This window comes from uncultured Bacteroides sp., assembly GCF_905207245.1.
Taxonomy (GTDB): domain Bacteria; phylum Bacteroidota; class Bacteroidia; order Bacteroidales; family Bacteroidaceae; genus Bacteroides.
Genome location: NZ_CAJLKP010000001.1, coordinates 1 through 16967 on the forward strand (window position 1 = coordinate 1; position 16967 = coordinate 16967).

Below are 16967 nucleotides of genomic sequence, written 5' to 3' on the forward strand. Positions count from 1 at the left end.
ACTGTTTCGTTGGCGGTTTAGCAGGAACGACTGCCACCTTCACCTTTACCGGCTGTACAAACACAGGTAAAGTGACCGGCGGACAGGTAGCTGAAGGCAACATAAGTTACTGCGGCGGACTGGTAGGCAACATAGGTACGCTACATCTCTGCCTCAACGCAGCATCGGCAACTGTGACCGGAGGAAGTGGTGGTACTACCTATACCGGTGGTCTGGCAGGCAATGCAAGTATCCTTGGAGCCATCTACAATTGCTGTACCAATCTTGCCACTGTGGATGGAGCTGCCGCGAGCGATGCAAACCGCTTAGGTGGTGGTGTCGTTACGGAATGCAATGAAGGCCATCAGCCCCGCACCGATGAATAATAAAGAAGATGCCGGAGTAGTGACCATGAAGATTGAAGACAATCTCCTTCGGGATAAAAAAGAGAGGTGAGCCAAAGAAAACACAAGCGGTTGCCCCGGAAGAGGGAAAACTTTCCATCCTTGAAGGGGGGCGGCCGCTTGCTGTATAGTTCAAAATAGAAAGAACAGCCCGGCCGTCCGATACCACATTTCCGGGTAAACGCCTGCAAACAAAGCAAGAAAAACATTTGTTAGTCGGCAAGAATGGATTAACTTTGCAAACAGTTCATCAAATCCCATGGTTATGAATACAAATGTCCTTCGACAAAGAGAAGTGGAACCCGGGCGAGTGGCTGATTGAACATCAATAATCCTATAATCATTACGATATGACCAAACTCACACTACTATCATTCCTTATTATTATCTTTTTCTCCGCCTGTCAGCCTGCAAGTCCTCCCCGGCGCGACGCCAGCGCCCATTCCCCCCGCTACCATGCCGACAGCATGAGTACCCTGGGACGTGCCCGCATCTTTTACGCCGAGAAACGCGACCGCGACGCCATCCCCAGCCTGGACTCCACCTTCCGGCTACCCGCCTGCATGAACCCCGACAGTCACCACCCCGACAGCCTCACCACCCTCGAAGCCCGCTCACTCTGCAACCGCGCCCTGCACGAACTGATGGTAACCTACAACATCCTGATGGACTACGGCACCGGCCTGCAACACTTCGACAGCCTGGACAACCTGCGCATCCCCTTCATGCAACGCTACTGCCTGCGCGGCCTGTACGTGGCCAAAGCCCAGATGCTGATGCCCCTGGACCGCCACAGCGAGGCCCTGCACTACCTGAACCTTGCCATGAAACTGGCCGAAACGGACAACGAAGCCCCGGAATACGACAGCTACTGGAGCGGCACCGCCGGCTGCACCTACATGGGTGTAGATACCATCAGCACCCGTGCCGAGCATGCCCTACTACGCGTAGCCGACATCACCCGCCGCACCTCCTTCCGCAGCAAGTTCCACTCCCATTTCACAGCGCGTCTGGCGGACATCTACCTGCACCAGGGCAGATACGAAGACGCCATCACCCTCTGCAAAGAAGCCCTCGACCACTGCCAGCTCGGCGACCAGGGGCATTACGTAGCCGCCGAGAACCTGACCGAAATCTACCGTCGGCTGGGACTTTACGAAGATGCCCTGCACTACAGCTCCATCGTCACCGATGCTCCCAGAAGATATGAAGTGCTGAACAATCTGCACGGACGCTCTTACATCACCAAAGCCGCCGTCCTCGCCGACATGCAGCGCATTGACGAAGCCCTCATCGCCCTGCAACAGGCCGACAGTTGCTTCGACCGCACGGACAACAAATACTTCCAACTGCAAGTAACCCTTGAACGTGCCCATTTACTGAGCAACCTGCCCGACTCGCTGGATGCCAGCCTGCGCATCTTCGCCTCTTACGAAGGGCAGATACCGGCACATCGGCAGGCATTCTATCATTATTATTATGGCAGCGCCCTCGTCCGTGCGGAGCAGTATGCCCGCGCCATACCGTTGCTGGAGCGTGCCGTGCCCGAATCGGAAAACATCTCCGAACGTCTGATGGCCTACGAAGCCGCCCGCCAACTCACGGAATGCTATCATCGCGCAGGGCGTCATGCCCGGCTCGCCGAGTTCCTACCTCACTACCAGGTACTTGCCGACTCCATGGCAAGCGATGCAAAAATCCGCCAGCTCGCATCCGCCAATATCCGTTATGAGACAGAGAAGAAGGAACAGGAGAATCGTACCCTTGCCGCCGAGGTGATATTGAAGGACAGCCGCCTGCGCACTACATTTCTGATAGGCGCGCTCTGTCTACTGGTGGCGGGCAGCATCATTGTATGGGGAGTGATGCGTAACCGTGCCCTCACCTTGCGCCACCGGCTGAACGAACAGGAGAAGGAATCCGCCGCCACGCTACTGCGCGAAAAGGAAACGCAGTTGCACAGCATCATCGAAAACCGCCTGCAATTGTACAACCGTAACCTCGACCTACTGCGCCAACTCTCCGACATTCAGGCCGCCAGCAACTACACCTGCGATTTGGACCTTGTGATGGAGAGCCTTCAGAAGAGCCTGTTCAGCAAAGAAGATACCGAACGTTTCCGCCGCAACTTCTCCGCCGTCTATCCTTCGGCACTGAACCGATTGCGTAACCGACATCCGGAGTTGACGCGCAACGAAGAACTATTCTGTATGCTTGTCATGCTGAAACAGAACAATGAGGAAATGGCACATACGCTGGGAATAAGCGTGCGCAGTGTGTCGAAAATAAGGTATCGGCTGCGGATAAAACTGGAATTGCCGGAGGGGGCGGATGTGGACAAGGAAATAAGGGATATTATGGAGTAAACAACCGACTGTTCCTCCGGAAAAAGCCCAAAGAAACATACAATTTAATAGTTTTTATCGCACACACACTTACATTTTATCACATTTATTCCTACCTTTGCGCCCAAATTATAACTTTTAACTAACAACTTAGATTCAACGACCATGGCTAAGATAACTAAAGAAGCCGCCTTGCTGTATCACTCACAAGGCAAACCTGGTAAGATAGAAGTAGTGCCCACCAAGCCCTACAGTACCCAAACCGACCTTTCACTTGCATACTCCCCCGGCGTGGCGGAACCATGTCTTGAAATAGAAAAGAACCCGCAGGACGCATACAAATATACAGCGAAAGGTAATCTGGTAGCTGTAATCTCCAACGGTACCGCAGTGCTCGGTCTGGGCGATATAGGCGCATTGAGCGGCAAACCCGTAATGGAAGGTAAAGGATTGCTTTTCAAGATTTACGCCGGCATCGACGTGTTCGACATCGAAGTGAACGAGAAAGACCCTGAAAAGTTTATCGAAGCTGTAAAAGCCATCGCTCCTACCTTCGGTGGTATCAACCTGGAAGACATCAAAGCTCCCGAATGTTTCGAAATAGAACGCCGCCTGAAAGAAGAACTCGACATCCCCGTGATGCACGACGACCAACATGGAACGGCCATCATCTCCAGTGCCGGACTTGTGAACGCTTTACAAGTAGCAGGCAAGAAGATTGAAGATGTGAAAATCGTTGTGAACGGTGCCGGTGCATCGGCTGTATCCTGCACGAAGCTGTACGTTTCGCTGGGTGCCCGCCTGGAAAACATCGTAATGGTGGATAGCAAAGGGGTTATCAGCAAGACACGTACCGACCTCAACGAACAGAAGCGTTACTTCGCCACCGACCGTACCGACATCCATACCCTTGAAGAAGCCATCAAAGGCGCAGACGTATTTTTGGGATTATCCAAAGGCAATGTACTGTCACAAGACATGGTACGCAGCATGGCCCCGTCTCCTATCGTTTTCGCACTCGCCAACCCGACACCGGAAATCTCTTACGAAGATGCCATGGCAGCCCGCCCCGATGTATTGATGGCAACCGGACGTTCGGACTATCCGAATCAGATTAACAATGTAATCGGTTTCCCCTATATCTTCCGTGGCGCGCTCGACACTCAGGCAAAGGCCATCAACGAGGAAATGAAAATTGCCGCCGTACACGCCATCGCCAACCTGGCAAAACAGCCTGTACCCGATGTTGTGAACGAGGCTTACCACGTAAACAACTTCAGTTTCGGTCCCGAATACTTCATTCCGAAACCGGTTGACCCGCGCCTCATCACCGAAGTTTCCTGCGCCGTGGCACGTGCAGCTATGGAAAGCGGTGTAGCCCGCAAGAACATCGAGGACTGGGATGCTTACTGCGTACAACTCCGCGAACTCATGGGTTACGAAAGCAAACTCACCCGCCAGCTTTACGACACAGCCCGCCGCAATCCGCAACGCGTGGTATTTGCCGAAGGTTCCCACCCCAATATGCTGAAAGCAGCCGTAGAAGCCAAAGCCGAAGGTATCTGCCATCCCATTGTTTTAGGTAACGACGAGACCATCGAGAAACTGGCAAAGGAACTCGACCTCAGCCTGGAAGGCATCGAAATCGTAAACCTGCGCCATCCGAACGAAGCAGCACGCCGCGAACGTTATGCCCGCATCCTTTCTGAAAAGCGTGCCCGCCAGGGTGCCACCTACGAGGAAGCCAACGACAAGATGTTCGAACGCAACTACTTCGGTATGATGATGGTGGAAACAGGCGATGCGGATGCATTCATCACCGGTCTTTATACGAAGTACAGCAACACCATCAAGGTAGCCAAGGAAGTTATCGGCATACAACCGCAATACAAGCATTTCGGTACGATGCACATCCTGAACTCCAAGAAAGGAACGTATTTCCTTGCCGACACGTTAATCAACCGTCACCCCAATGCCGAAACATTGATTGATATTGCCAAACTGTCGGAGCATACCGTGCGTTTCTTCAACCATACCCCGGTAATGGCCATGCTGAGTTACTCCAACTTTGGCGCAGACACCGAAGGTAGTCCGGTAAGCGTACACGAAGCCGTGGAATATATGCAGCAGAACTATCCTGACCTCGCCATCGACGGTGAAATGCAGGTGAACTTCGCCATGGACCGCAAGATGCGTGACGCCAAATATCCTTTCACCCGCTTGAAAGGCAAGGATGTGAACACCCTCGTATTCCCGAACCTGAGCTCTGCCAACTCCGCATACAAACTGTTACAAGCCATGAATACGGAAATGGAATTGATTGGCCCGATACAGATGGGACTGAACAAACCTATCCACTTCACCGACTTCGAAAGTTCCGTGCGCGACATCGTAAATATCACCGCAGTAGCCGTTATCGATGCTATCGTGGACAAAAAGAAAGCAGGTAAATGAGACGTCCGTTATCGAAATCACAAAGTGTTTGCATTGTGCTGCTTTGGGCAGCACTTTGCTACATAGTTCTGACTACTGTCGAACGAATTGATGGCCCAGTCATCATGACGCTTATCATTTCGGCAGCGTTAGTGTTCATTCCGGTAATAAAATCATTAAAGAGAGGATAAATAATGTCTTTTTATTCCTTTTTGCGGTAGAAAACAATAAAAATGTTGTTTTCTACCGCATTTTCTTTATAAATTGTTTGTTTGTCTCATTTTTATGTGTACTTTTGCAACCGCAACAGAGAAAAAGGGAAACGAGATACGAGGAAACAAGTTACAAGGAATTCCCTGCGGCAGCGCAAATGCCTTATCAACTGAACCCCTCGTCAACTTGTCAACTGAACTCTCGTCAACTGAAAAATAACCAATAAAAGAAATAGATTATGAACGCAGCTAAGGTATTAGAAGATTTGAAGAGACGGTTCCCCAACGAACCAGAGTATCATCAGGCAGTGGAAGAAGTACTTTCTACAATTGAAGAAGAGTACAACAAACACCCGGAATTTGACAAAGTCAATCTGATTGAACGTCTTTGCATCCCCGATCGTGTTTACCAGTTCCGCGTGACTTGGATGGACGATAAGGGTAACATTCAGACCAACATGGGTTACCGCGTTCAACACAACAACGCTATCGGCCCGTACAAAGGTGGTATCCGTTTCCACGCTTCTGTAAACCTTTCAATCCTGAAATTCCTTGCTTTCGAGCAGACTTTCAAAAACTCACTGACTACGCTGCCTATGGGTGGTGGTAAAGGTGGTTCCGACTTCTCTCCGCGCGGTAAATCCAATGCCGAAGTAATGCGTTTCGTACAAGCATTCATGCTGGAACTGTGGCGTCACATTGGTCCTGAAACTGACGTTCCTGCCGGTGATATCGGTGTAGGTGGTCGTGAAGTAGGTTTCATGTTCGGTATGTACAAGAAGCTGACTCGTGAATTTACCGGTACATTCACTGGTAAAGGCCGTGAGTTCGGTGGTTCACTGATTCGTCCGGAAGCTACCGGTTACGGTAACATCTACTTCCTGATGGAAATGCTGAAGAAGCAAGGTACCGACTTGAAAGGCAAGACTTGTCTGATTTCAGGTTCCGGTAACGTAGCTCAATATACTGCAGAAAAAGTTCTCGAACTGGGTGGTAAAGTTCTGACAATGTCCGACTCTGACGGTTACGTTTACGACCCGGCAGGTATCGACCGCGAGAAACTGGATTACATCATGGAATTGAAAAACCTCTACCGTGGACGTATCCGCGAATATGCAGAGCAATATCCGGGTGTTAAGTATGTAGAAGGAGCTAAACCTTGGGGTGAAAAAGCTGACATCGCTCTGCCTTCTGCAACTCAGAACGAACTGAACGGCGATCATGCTCGCCAGTTAGTAGCAAACGGCTGTATGGCTGTTTCCGAAGGTGCTAACATGCCTTCTACTCCGGAAGCTATCAAAGTATTCCAGGATGCCAAAATTCTGTATGCCCCGGGTAAGGCTGCCAATGCAGGTGGTGTATCAGTATCCGGCCTCGAAATGACTCAGAACTCTATCAAACTGAGCTGGAGTTCTGAAGAGGTAGACGAAAAACTGAAGAGCATCATGAAGAACATTCACGAAGCCTGCGTACAGTATGGTACAGAAGCTGACGGTTATGTGAACTACGTGAAAGGCGCTAACGTTGCCGGATTCATGAAGGTGGCGAAAGCTATGATGGCACAAGGTATCGTGTAAAGAAAGCTATAGTTGTTATATATGAGAATCCCCTTTGCACCCGGTGTGAAGGGGATTCTCTTTATAAGTCATCGTCATTTTCTTCATCAACTTAGACTTCATCCTTAAATCCGCTTTTTTTACTGCTTCAATGTCGCAATCAATACTATCGGATTACTTTCCTCGCCAACATTTTCCAAGGCCTCAACAAGTTCTTTCTTTTTAGCTTCATCCTTTACCTTGGAGGCTTTTATCCGGTCTATATCAATCCAGTTATCTTCACTAAAAGGTTCCAGCACATCTATCCAATACTTACCGGCAGAACGATAATCGACAGTAAATTCACCTCCCAACAAGTCATTATCCAAAACAAAAGGACGTTCTATGCGCCGTAAAGGTATGTTGAACCAGGGCACTTGGCGTTCTTTAATTTCGCCTTGCCGCTTTTGCTCCCTCACTGTTCCATCCTGTTTGTTGTAGCAATAAGTCAGTACCTTGTCCCCTTTGCTCCCCACCAAATAGATATAATCTTTGCTTGGATAATAAGAGAAGATAGAGAAGTAATCGAAGGCTTTTCTTTCTCTAAACCATAAATGAGTCTGCTCGTAATCTCCTTTTTCTTCTTTTGTAAAGATGGAATATTGAGAGCTCAAACTTTCATGAGCAACGTCATATCGATAGATAGTATCAGTATCGGGATATTTAAGGGTTAATTGGTTACCATAAGTATCTATATTGGTCGGATTCTCTTTCCAATAATTAGCGAAATAATCCATCTGAGCACGATTCTTAATGATGCCTTCTTCTCTACCCTTATGAACCGGATTCTTGAACATCTTTTTTAAATGAAAGCAACTGTCTACCAGCGCAAAAGACCATAAAGAGTCTTTGGGTACCGGTCTGTACAGAGCTGTGTTTTGCGCGATGAAAAAGTTGTTTTCAAACAGTGCATGTTGCATATAAGTTGCTGCAAATTTATTATAGTGATTATACCCTATAACGTTTCTCTTAAAGTTCCCTTCAAAATCATACACCAGAATGCCTCCACCTACAATATAGACTTCTTTATGATTTTCGTCAATGAAGAATTCACCCAGAGTGACGTACTCACCAGGTCCTTGTCCTATGTTGCCCACCATGTTTAAGAACTTTCCCGAACGGGAAAAACGTAGAATACGATTATCTTTATAATGCGCTATCCAAATATCATGATCGGTTACTTGCACCAGATGAATGCCTGCTGTCAGTGCCTCATTGGTTGCCTCCAAACACACAAACTCTACTTTAGCAACGGCATCGCTCAACGGCAGCGAAGAAGCATCCGATACATTTTCGGACAAATTAATCACAGCAACACCATTAACCTCGGTAGTCGAAGTTTGTTGTTTCTTACCGGGTGTACAACTTATTAGTGCACAGATTAATAATAAAGGAATGTATTTCATAATACACAGGTATTAATTGGTTCTTTACATGATGTACTTCAGCTTATTATCATCTATAGAATGCTCCATTTGCATATTCTCTCAAACTCCTTCCTACAAAGGAACAAACTAATAGGAGAATTTGCAAATATATGAAGTGAATTTTAGCCGGCCTTTTGCATGCCTTTCCAAAGATAATCCCTATTTTGCAACAATAGCTTTATTCTTTAATATATTATGCCAGTAACAGAAGAAAAATTAAAAACTATATTTGCATCCTCATGCACATCTCAAGCCAGCTCCCGCCACTGCCATAAAACTAATATCAAACCTGCTAAGAACTAATCCCCGCACCGCAAGGAACTAATAATTTATTGCCTAAAAATTATTCATACATCAACTGTTGTAAGAAAATTATATAATTATCGTAAGTGAATAGTATAACTATTGTAAGAAACTACTATATTTGTAGTACGAATATTTTCTAGTATGAAAAATATTAGTTCGTAGTACATCCGACATTAGTTTCTTGCAGTCTCGGTGCCAGTTTGTTTCTACGGAAGTATAAACCTCTTAAAAACATGTATTATGAGTACTTACTATGACCTCTACGAAACACCGGACCCCAGTGGCGAAGGAAAGAAAAAACCGTTGCACGCACGTGTGCGCCCCAAAGGTACCATTACGGCAAAAGAGTTCCAGGAGCGGGTGATGAAAGAACAACATATGCCGCACGCCATGATAGTGGGCATCATGCAAGCCATCAGCAATGCGTTGGGCGACTGGCTTGCCGACGGCTATAATGTGGAGTTGGACGAACTGGGTTACTTCAGCACTACGCTGAAATGCACGCGGACCGCCATGAACAAGAAAGATATTCGTGCCGAGTCCGTACGGTTTGAAACCGTGAAGTTCCGCCCAAGCAAAGACTTCAAAAAGTACGTGAGATATCAAATGGAACTGGAACGAGTAGACAAAAAGGCTTCGGCAAAGAAACCGGCAGTAGCTCCGGAAAAGAGAAAAGAGATGATGCTGAAATTCCTGGAAGCAAATGTCTGCATCACACGCGCCGAATACTCCCGCCTGACGAATGTGACAGACAGGCGTGCCAGTTGTGACTTACAAGAATATCTGACAGAAGGCATTATTCGCAAACGGGGTGGAGGACGTTCAGTAGTTTATATAAAGAGGAATCAAGAATAAGCCATACTCCTTTTAGCGGGAAAACGCAGAAAACAATGCCTCGTAAACCGCAGGATGGAGGAAGTAACGAACATCTTTCCCTTCCTCCATCGCTTGGCGAATAAAGGTAGAACTAATCTCAAAAGTAGGCGAAGAAGCAACTTTTACATTCTCTGAAATGGAATCGGAAGAAACCGGATAACCGGGGCGAGGATAAATAAGAAGATGATTTTCGGCAAGGATACGTTCCGACTGATACCAGCGGGGAAAAAGCACCCAGTTATCCGAACCGATAATCAGATGAAATTCCCGCTCGGGATAGGTTTCTTTCAGTTTATCCAGTGTATGAATGGTATAGGACGGACGGGGTAAATAAAACTCAATATCAGAAGCCTTAAACTTGGGATAACCCGTAATGGCTAGTTGAACCAGCTTCAAGCGGAAGGCATCATCCATTAATTCGCCTTCTTCCTTTAACGGATTGTGAGGGGTTACAAGAAACCACACTTCATCCAGCCCTTCATACTCGCAAAGATAATTGGCAAGGGCAAGATGTCCGATGTGTACCGGATTGAAGGAGCCACTGAAAATACCGGTTTTCATGATTTCTCTTTTAAGCGTTTCCAGCAATTATAGGTATTCAGAACAGCTGATAATAATACCAAAAGCATCGCTATCACCGACACCCATTGCTTATAGTAAATGCTTACACCGCCGAGCGCAAGAGTCGTAGGAATAAGGATTCCATTAAGAACCAGCAATATTTTATTTTGCCTGGAGGAAACAGGTTTCGGTGTATACATACGATTGATTTATTCGGATAAAAACTCTGTAATCACGCGTAAAGCTTCTGCCTTAGCCTTTTCCAAATCATCGTTCACAATAATCTTATCAAACCTAGAAGCAAACGTCAGTTCATATTCCGCTTTAGAAACGCGGCTTTCTATCACCTCGGGCGCATCCGTTCCACGTCCAACCAAACGCTTACGTAATTCTTCTACTGAAGGGGGCTGAATGAAGACCGACAAAGCACGGTCACCGTAATACTTCTTTATATTGCAACCACCCACAACATCTACATCGAAAACGACATTCTGCCCGGCAGCCAACTGGCTTTCTACCTGAGACTTCAATGTTCCGTAGTAACGGTCTTTATATACTTCCTCATATTCCAGAAACTCGTCATTAGCTATGCGAGTACGAAATTCATCGGGAGAGAGAAAGAAATACTCTACACCGTGCTGTTCTGTTCCGCGCGGCGGACGACTGGTAGCAGAACAAGAGAATGCGAGATTAAGATTCTGCGTTAACAGATAGTTGATAATAGTTGATTTGCCTGAGCCTGAAGGGGCTGAAAATATAATGAGTTTGCCCATACTTTAGAATTATTATTAAAAGTTTTAAGATGACTTTGTGCACGCTTTACATCACGTTCAACACCTGCTCTTTGATTTGTTCCAGTTCATCCTTCATCTGCACCACAATCTTCTGCATTTCAGCATGATTGGATTTACTGCCAAGCGTATTGATCTCGCGTCCCATTTCCTGGGCAATGAAACCCAACTTCTTACCTTGTCCGCTTCCATCCTCCATCGTATTGATGAAGTATTTCAGGTGATTACTGAGACGTTGTTTTTCTTCATTGATATCAAGCTTTTCAATGTGGTAAATAAGTTCTTGCTCCAGACGATTCTTGTCATAGTCCACACTGATAGTTTTCTCCAAAGCATCCGTAATGCGCTCCTTGATTTTCTCTATGCGTTCCTTTTCATAAGGTTCTACGGTAGTCAGCAGATTGGAAATATTGGCAATCTTCTCACGGAACTTCTTTTCCAGAGCTGCGCCTTCCTGCCTGCGGAAGTCTACCAAACTCTGAATGGCTTGAAGCACTGTTGCATGAACAGCTTTCCATTCTTCTTCAGTCAGTTCCTGAATATCGTTCTTGATCATCACATCCGGCATGCGGAGCAAAGTGGAGAACCAATCCTCAGGTACGGGAATACCGGTAGCTTCGGAGATTGCCCGGATACGTTCGTAATAAGCCACAACTACATCCTGATTGATAGGAGTCACCAATTCACAGGCATCTTTTTTATCAATCCACAGACTGAAATCCACTTTACCACGTTCCAGTGCCTTAGCAATTTCGTTGCGGATTTCTATTTCTTTTTCCCGGTAGAGAGGGGCGATGCGGGTTGACAGATCCATCGCTTTACTATTGAGCGATTTGATTTCTACATTGATTTTTTTATCGGGCAGTTCAGCGGTTGCTTTACCGTATCCGGTCATGGATTGTATCATAAGATTCTTTTAGTTTTCTGCAAAATTACATGATTAATTTCATTAGTGAAAATTATTCATGAAATAAGTGATATTGTTTACCGTTTACTCTTTACTCCAAACACGTGTGTTCAGGTTTAATTCCTCCACAATGGCCAACAAAGACTGGAGCACTGCAAAATCCGATTTAAGAAGACTCATATCATTCAAAGAACTCCACACATCAGCTTCAAAACGGTTCTTAGAATCCGGTATGGCAACCAGAATCGTTGAATTACGGAAACTGATGGTAATTCCTTTCTTGAAATTACTGTCCAGTTTCAATATTCTTTCCATCATAGACGGAGTAATCAGGTAGCGTGCCTCAATCTGGTCAGTGGAAAAGACATCAAAAACCTTTTCAAACTCAGGACTCTCCATCTTCACCCTCGATGCTCCCATTTTAAGTTTGAACAGGCTGTTCCGCAAAATGGTAGTCTCTCCCTGAAAATCTTTGTGAAAATCAGCAATAAAAAGAAATCCCTTGAAAATATCTACCCAATAATGCTGCACGCCATTTTTAGTGGAACGTGTCCTGCGTTCTTCCGCATGTACTTCCGAACAAACGAAACTGGTTTTACCCAAACAGCCTTCTATCAGGTCTTCTGCATGATAACGGTCGGGGGAAATGAATAGCCCGCAATTTTCAAAAACACTCTCAGCGATTCCTGAATCCGGAGAAAATGTAGCATCAGGACAAAAGGCATGAATGACCTCGTTTACCACTTCTTCCTTATAAAAAGAAGAAACTATTTTCGACTTATTATTTACACAAGTGATAAAAATAATCACTGATATGACAGCAATCACTATCGGAGCAAGAATCCCTTCCAATTTTAATATTATCAAGATAATAACTCCTACCACCAGAAAAAGGGCAGCATAGCGCATCCCTTCGGAATAACCTTTTTTTAAGAGTTCCTTACGTTTACTCTCCAGAACTTGTAACGTGGGAGTCAGTTTCTGCGCCAGAGAATCAAAGTCAACATACCCCATTGCCCGGTTGTTTTTTTATGAATTAAATAAATTCTTCACATTGGGAGTTGTGCGTTCCGCTTCCGGAATCGTCAGTACTTCTTTTCTGCTAAAACCAAACATACCTGCCAGTAGATTTGTGGGGAATGACTGGACTGCATTATTATAATCGGTCACAGAAGCATTATAGGTGCGACGCGCAGCAGCCAATTGTTCTTCTGTTTCATTCAGCGAACGCTGCAACTGAAGGAAGTTCTCTGACGCTTTCAATTCGGGATAGTTCTCCGCTACGGCGAAAAACTGTGTACGGACTTTAGAAAACATCTTGTCAAAGTCCGCCTTCTCATTGTCATTAAGAGCTGTGTAAGTTTTATTCCGCATTTCCGTTATTGCCGAGAAAGTATCAGCTTCATGCTTGGCATATTGCTGTACTGTTGCCACCAGATTAGGAATCAGGTCAAAGCGTTGTTTCAACATCACATCAATAGCTGAAAAAGCATTTTCTATCTGATTTTTCTTCCTCACCAACGAGTTATACATGGAAATCACCACCAAAACTAAAACTACAATAATAATAGCTATAATCATAATTATAGATACAACAGCCTCCTTGTGCCGGTTATTTTTTGTTAACGAATTCTGTATTTATTCCTAAAATCGGAAGCAAAGATAGAAATAATCTAAAAATACTCCCAATTATGCCATAAGAAAGATACTGAACCCTTTTTAGATTCGCTTGTGTATCTGAAAATAAACCTGTAAATTTGCCACATTTAAAATCAAGAATAAAGAAGCGATTAATAATTAAGAAAGCTATGTCGTGCATTTTACATATTGAAACGTCCACCTCCGCATGCTCAGTTGCCGTAAGTGAAGATGGACAAAATGTTTTTACGAAAGAAGACCTCAACGGCCCTTCACATGCAGTTTTACTGGGAGTATTTATAGACGAAGCCCTGTCGTTTGCCGACAGTCACGCAATGCCGATTGATGCTGTAGCGGTGAGCTGCGGACCGGGTTCTTACACAGGTCTGCGCATAGGTGTTTCGATGGCAAAAGGCGTTTGCTACGGACGCAATATTCCGTTGATAGGTCTGCCTACGTTGAAGGTGCAGTGCGTGCCGGTGCTGCTCTATCATGATGAACTGCCTGAAGATGCATTGCTGTGCCCGATGATTGACGCACGCCGCATGGAAGTATATGCCGCCATCTACGACCGCGCCCTGAAACCTGTACGCGACATAGCCGCCGACATTGTAGACGAGAACTCATATATGGAATTTCTAAACCAGCACCCCGTTTATTTCCTCGGAGACGGAGCAGACAAGTGCAAGGAGAAGATTACGCATCCCAATGCACACTTCATCGACAATATTCGTCCGCTGGCAAAGATGATGTTTCCCCTTGCCGAAAAGGCGATGGCTGAAAAAGACTTCAAGGACGTAGCCTATTTCGAGCCGTTCTATCTGAAAGAGTTCGTAGCCTCCCAACCTAAGAAGCTTCTCTAATATTTTTCAATTTTTAATTCTTAATTTTCTATTTAATAAGTATGCAATATAACACTCAACAAAAACGGATGCCTTTACCGGAATACGGACGCAGCATCCAAAATATGGTTAACCATGCGTTGACAATTGAAGACCGTGCGGAACGCCAACGTTGCGCCAACACCATCATCAACATTATGGGCAACATGTTCCCCCATCTGCGTGATGTACCCGATTTCAAGCATAAGTTGTGGGACCATCTGGCCATCATGTCCGACTTCAAGCTGGATATTGATTATCCGTACGAGATTATCCGCAAAGATAACCTGAACACCAAACCGGGCCCCATTCCCTATCCCAGTACAAAAATCCGTTACCGCCACTATGGCCGTACGCTGGAAGTATTGATTAAGAAAGCGGTTGAATTTCCCGAAGGTGACGAAAAACAGAACTTGATTGCACTGATATGCAACCACATGAAAAAGGATTATATGACCTGGAATAAAGATACGATAGACGACCGTAAAATAGCAGAAGACTTGGCAGAATACTCCAACGGCAAACTGCAAATGACGGACGACATCATCAAACTGATGGCGGAACGTATCAATCAGAATTATCGTCCGAAGGTGAATAATCTGAATAACCGGAGAGATAACCGGAACAATAAGAGAAAATACTAACTAAATTGAAAATTAAAAATTGAGAATAGAGAAATAGACCAGTCAGAGGTCTTCATTCCCGTTCTCCATCTTTTAATTTTTAATTTTTAATTTTTAATTTATATATGGCATCATTCGTAATTGAAGGAGGACACAGATTATCCGGTGAGATTCACCCGCAAGGCGCAAAGAACGAGGTATTACAGATTATCTGCGCCACGCTCTTGACTGCCGAAGAGGTGACGGTACATAACATTCCGGACATTTTGGACGTCAACAATCTCATTCAACTAATGCGCGACATGGGTGTCACGGTATCCAAGAAAGGTATCAATACGTATAGTTTCAAAGCGGAAAAACTGGATTTGAGTTATCTGGAAAGTGATGAGTTCCTAAAGAAATGCTCCAGTCTGCGCGGTTCAGTGATGCTTATCGGTCCGATGGTGGCACGCTTTCATAAGGCGATGATTTCTAAACCGGGTGGGGATAAAATAGGACGCCGGCGTCTGGACACCCACTTTATAGGTATACAGAATCTGGGTGCAGCCTTCTCCTACAATGCCGGACGCGAGGCTTATGAGATTTCAGCCAGCGAACTGAAAGGTACTTATATGTTACTGGACGAGGCTTCGGTTACCGGAACTGCCAACATCGTCATGGCAGCAGTACTGGCAAAGGGAACCACCACTATTTACAACGCTGCCTGCGAACCGTATCTGCAACAACTCTGCAAGATGCTGAACCGCATGGGGGCCCGGATACAAGGCATTGCATCCAATCTGTTGACAATTGAAGGTGTGGACGAACTGCACGGCACCGAGCACACCATACTTCCCGACATGATTGAAGTGGGTAGCTTCATCGGTATGGCAGCTATGACAAAAAGTGAACTCACCATTAAGAACGTTTCTTATGAGAATCTGGGCATCATCCCCGAAAGTTTCCGCCGCCTCGGCATCAAACTCGAACAGCGGGAAGATGACATCTATGTACCCGCACAGGAAACGTATCAGATAGAATCGTTCATCGACGGTTCCATCATGACCATTGCCGACGCTCCTTGGCCCGGACTGACACCGGACTTGCTTAGTGTGCTACTTGTAGTTGCTACTCAGGCCAAAGGCAGCGTACTGATTCATCAAAAGATGTTTGAGAGCAGATTATTCTTCGTGGATAAGTTGATAGATATGGGAGCACAGATTATCCTTTGCGACCCTCACCGGGCAGTTGTCATTGGTCATAACCATGCCATGCGACTGCGTGGTGGAAATATGACTTCACCCGATATCCGTGCTGGTATTGCACTGCTGATTGCTGCAATGAGTGCGGAAGGAAGTAGCCGGATTCATAACATAGAACAGATAGACCGGGGATATCAGGATATTGAAAGAAGACTGAATGCTATCGGGGCGAGAATAACAAGAATATAATATAAGGTAGTGATAGAGTGATAAAGAAAGAAGATGTATATAAGATAGGAGTGTTCAACAAACCGCATGGAATTCATGGCGAGTTATCTTTTACATTCACCGACGATATCTTTGACCGGGTGGAAGCGGAATACCTCATCTGCCAGTTGGATGGTATTTTTGTACCTTTCTTTCTGGAAGAGTATCGGTTCCGTTCCGACTCCACCGCACTGGTGAAGCTGGAGGGAGTAGATACGGCGGAACGTGCGCGGATGTTTACCAACGTGGAAGTTTACTTTCCTGCCCAATATGTCGAGGATGCCGCACCGGGAGAACTGACATGGGATTTCTTCGTCGGTTGTCGTGTGGAAGAAGTGAAACATGGAGACCTGGGAGAGGTGATGGAAGTGGACAATACAACCATCAACACCTTGTTTGTAGTAGACTATCAGGGAGAAGAACTACTAATCCCTGCACAAGAAGAATTCATCAAAGACATTGACCGGAAACATAAAGTAATTACGATGGAATTACCGGAAGGATTGCTGGCACTGGATGAAACAGAAGAGGTATAAAAAAG

At 45.8% G+C, this 16967-nt stretch carries 14 protein-coding genes and 1 pseudogene; 9 read left to right on the plus strand and 6 right to left on the minus strand.

The features are described 5' to 3' along the window. From QZ135_RS00005 to QZ135_RS00020, 4 genes and pseudogenes are all read left to right on the plus strand, one after another. Positions 1-365: pseudogene (locus QZ135_RS00005) on the plus strand (hypothetical protein); the annotation flags it as partial. 662 nt (positions 366-1027) lie between these two features. Further along, positions 1028-2749, plus strand: a complete 1722-nt coding sequence (locus QZ135_RS00010; RefSeq protein WP_294604575.1) for a tetratricopeptide repeat protein — start codon at positions 1028-1030, stop codon at positions 2747-2749. A 144-nt stretch (positions 2750-2893) separates the two neighbouring features. Then, positions 2894-5182, plus strand: coding sequence for an NADP-dependent malic enzyme (locus tag QZ135_RS00015; RefSeq protein ID WP_294604578.1), 2289 nt, complete (start codon positions 2894-2896; stop codon positions 5180-5182). 430 nt (positions 5183-5612) lie between these two features. Then, positions 5613-6950, plus strand: coding sequence for an NADP-specific glutamate dehydrogenase (locus tag QZ135_RS00020; protein WP_025834146.1), 1338 nt, complete (start codon positions 5613-5615; stop codon positions 6948-6950). A 119-nt stretch (positions 6951-7069) separates the two neighbouring features. On the opposite strand, the gene QZ135_RS00025 is transcribed toward QZ135_RS00020, so the two are convergent. Beyond that, positions 7070-8374 (minus strand): 6-bladed beta-propeller, encoded by a 1305-nt coding sequence (locus QZ135_RS00025; protein ID WP_294604580.1) that lies wholly within the window; start codon positions 8372-8374, stop codon positions 7070-7072. Between the two features lie 567 nt (positions 8375-8941). Between QZ135_RS00025 and QZ135_RS00030 the strand changes: the two genes are divergently transcribed. Next, the gene (locus QZ135_RS00030; protein WP_294604583.1) at positions 8942-9556 is read left to right on the plus strand and encodes an HU family DNA-binding protein; all 615 of its coding nucleotides are present in this window, start codon (positions 8942-8944) and stop codon (positions 9554-9556) included. A gap of 12 nt (positions 9557-9568) precedes the next feature. On the opposite strand, the gene nadD is transcribed toward QZ135_RS00030, so the two are convergent. The 5 genes from nadD to QZ135_RS00055 form a co-directional block, all read right to left on the minus strand. Further along, on the minus strand, positions 9569-10138 hold the full coding sequence (gene nadD / locus QZ135_RS00035; RefSeq protein ID WP_294604585.1) for a nicotinate (nicotinamide) nucleotide adenylyltransferase: 570 nt from the start codon (positions 10136-10138) through the stop codon (positions 9569-9571). 209 nt (positions 10139-10347) lie between these two features. Further along, positions 10348-10911, minus strand: a complete 564-nt coding sequence (gmk, locus tag QZ135_RS00040) for a guanylate kinase (protein WP_294604587.1) — start codon at positions 10909-10911, stop codon at positions 10348-10350. Between the two features lie 46 nt (positions 10912-10957). Next, the gene (locus QZ135_RS00045; RefSeq protein WP_294604590.1) at positions 10958-11836 is read right to left on the minus strand and encodes a YicC/YloC family endoribonuclease; all 879 of its coding nucleotides are present in this window, start codon (positions 11834-11836) and stop codon (positions 10958-10960) included. Between the two features lie 84 nt (positions 11837-11920). Further along, complete coding sequence (locus QZ135_RS00050; protein WP_294604592.1) at positions 11921-12850, minus strand: DUF3137 domain-containing protein; 930 nt, start codon at positions 12848-12850, stop codon at positions 11921-11923. A 15-nt stretch (positions 12851-12865) separates the two neighbouring features. Continuing rightward, positions 12866-13417, minus strand: coding sequence for a LemA family protein (locus QZ135_RS00055; RefSeq protein WP_294604594.1), 552 nt, complete (start codon positions 13415-13417; stop codon positions 12866-12868). A 227-nt stretch (positions 13418-13644) separates the two neighbouring features. Here QZ135_RS00055 and tsaB point away from each other — a divergent pair, with 227 nt between their 5' ends. The 4 genes from tsaB (at position 13645) to rimM (ending at position 16962) form a co-directional block, all read left to right on the plus strand. Beyond that, positions 13645-14337 carry a tRNA (adenosine(37)-N6)-threonylcarbamoyltransferase complex dimerization subunit type 1 TsaB gene (tsaB, locus tag QZ135_RS00060; protein WP_294604597.1) on the plus strand — a complete coding sequence of 231 codons (693 nt, stop codon included), beginning with the start codon at positions 13645-13647 and terminating at the stop codon, positions 14335-14337. Positions 14338-14378: 41 nt separating this feature from the next. Next, the gene (locus tag QZ135_RS00065) at positions 14379-14999 is read left to right on the plus strand and encodes a DUF4290 domain-containing protein (protein WP_294604599.1); all 621 of its coding nucleotides are present in this window, start codon (positions 14379-14381) and stop codon (positions 14997-14999) included. A gap of 104 nt (positions 15000-15103) precedes the next feature. Beyond that, a complete protein-coding gene (gene murA, locus QZ135_RS00070; protein WP_294604602.1) occupies positions 15104-16408 on the plus strand; it encodes a UDP-N-acetylglucosamine 1-carboxyvinyltransferase in 1305 nt (434 codons plus the stop codon). Positions 16409-16425: 17 nt separating this feature from the next. Then, positions 16426-16962: a ribosome maturation factor RimM gene (rimM, locus tag QZ135_RS00075; protein WP_294604605.1), complete on the plus strand. Its 537-nt coding sequence runs from the start codon at positions 16426-16428 to the stop codon at positions 16960-16962. Positions 16963-16967 lie beyond the last annotated feature (5 nt).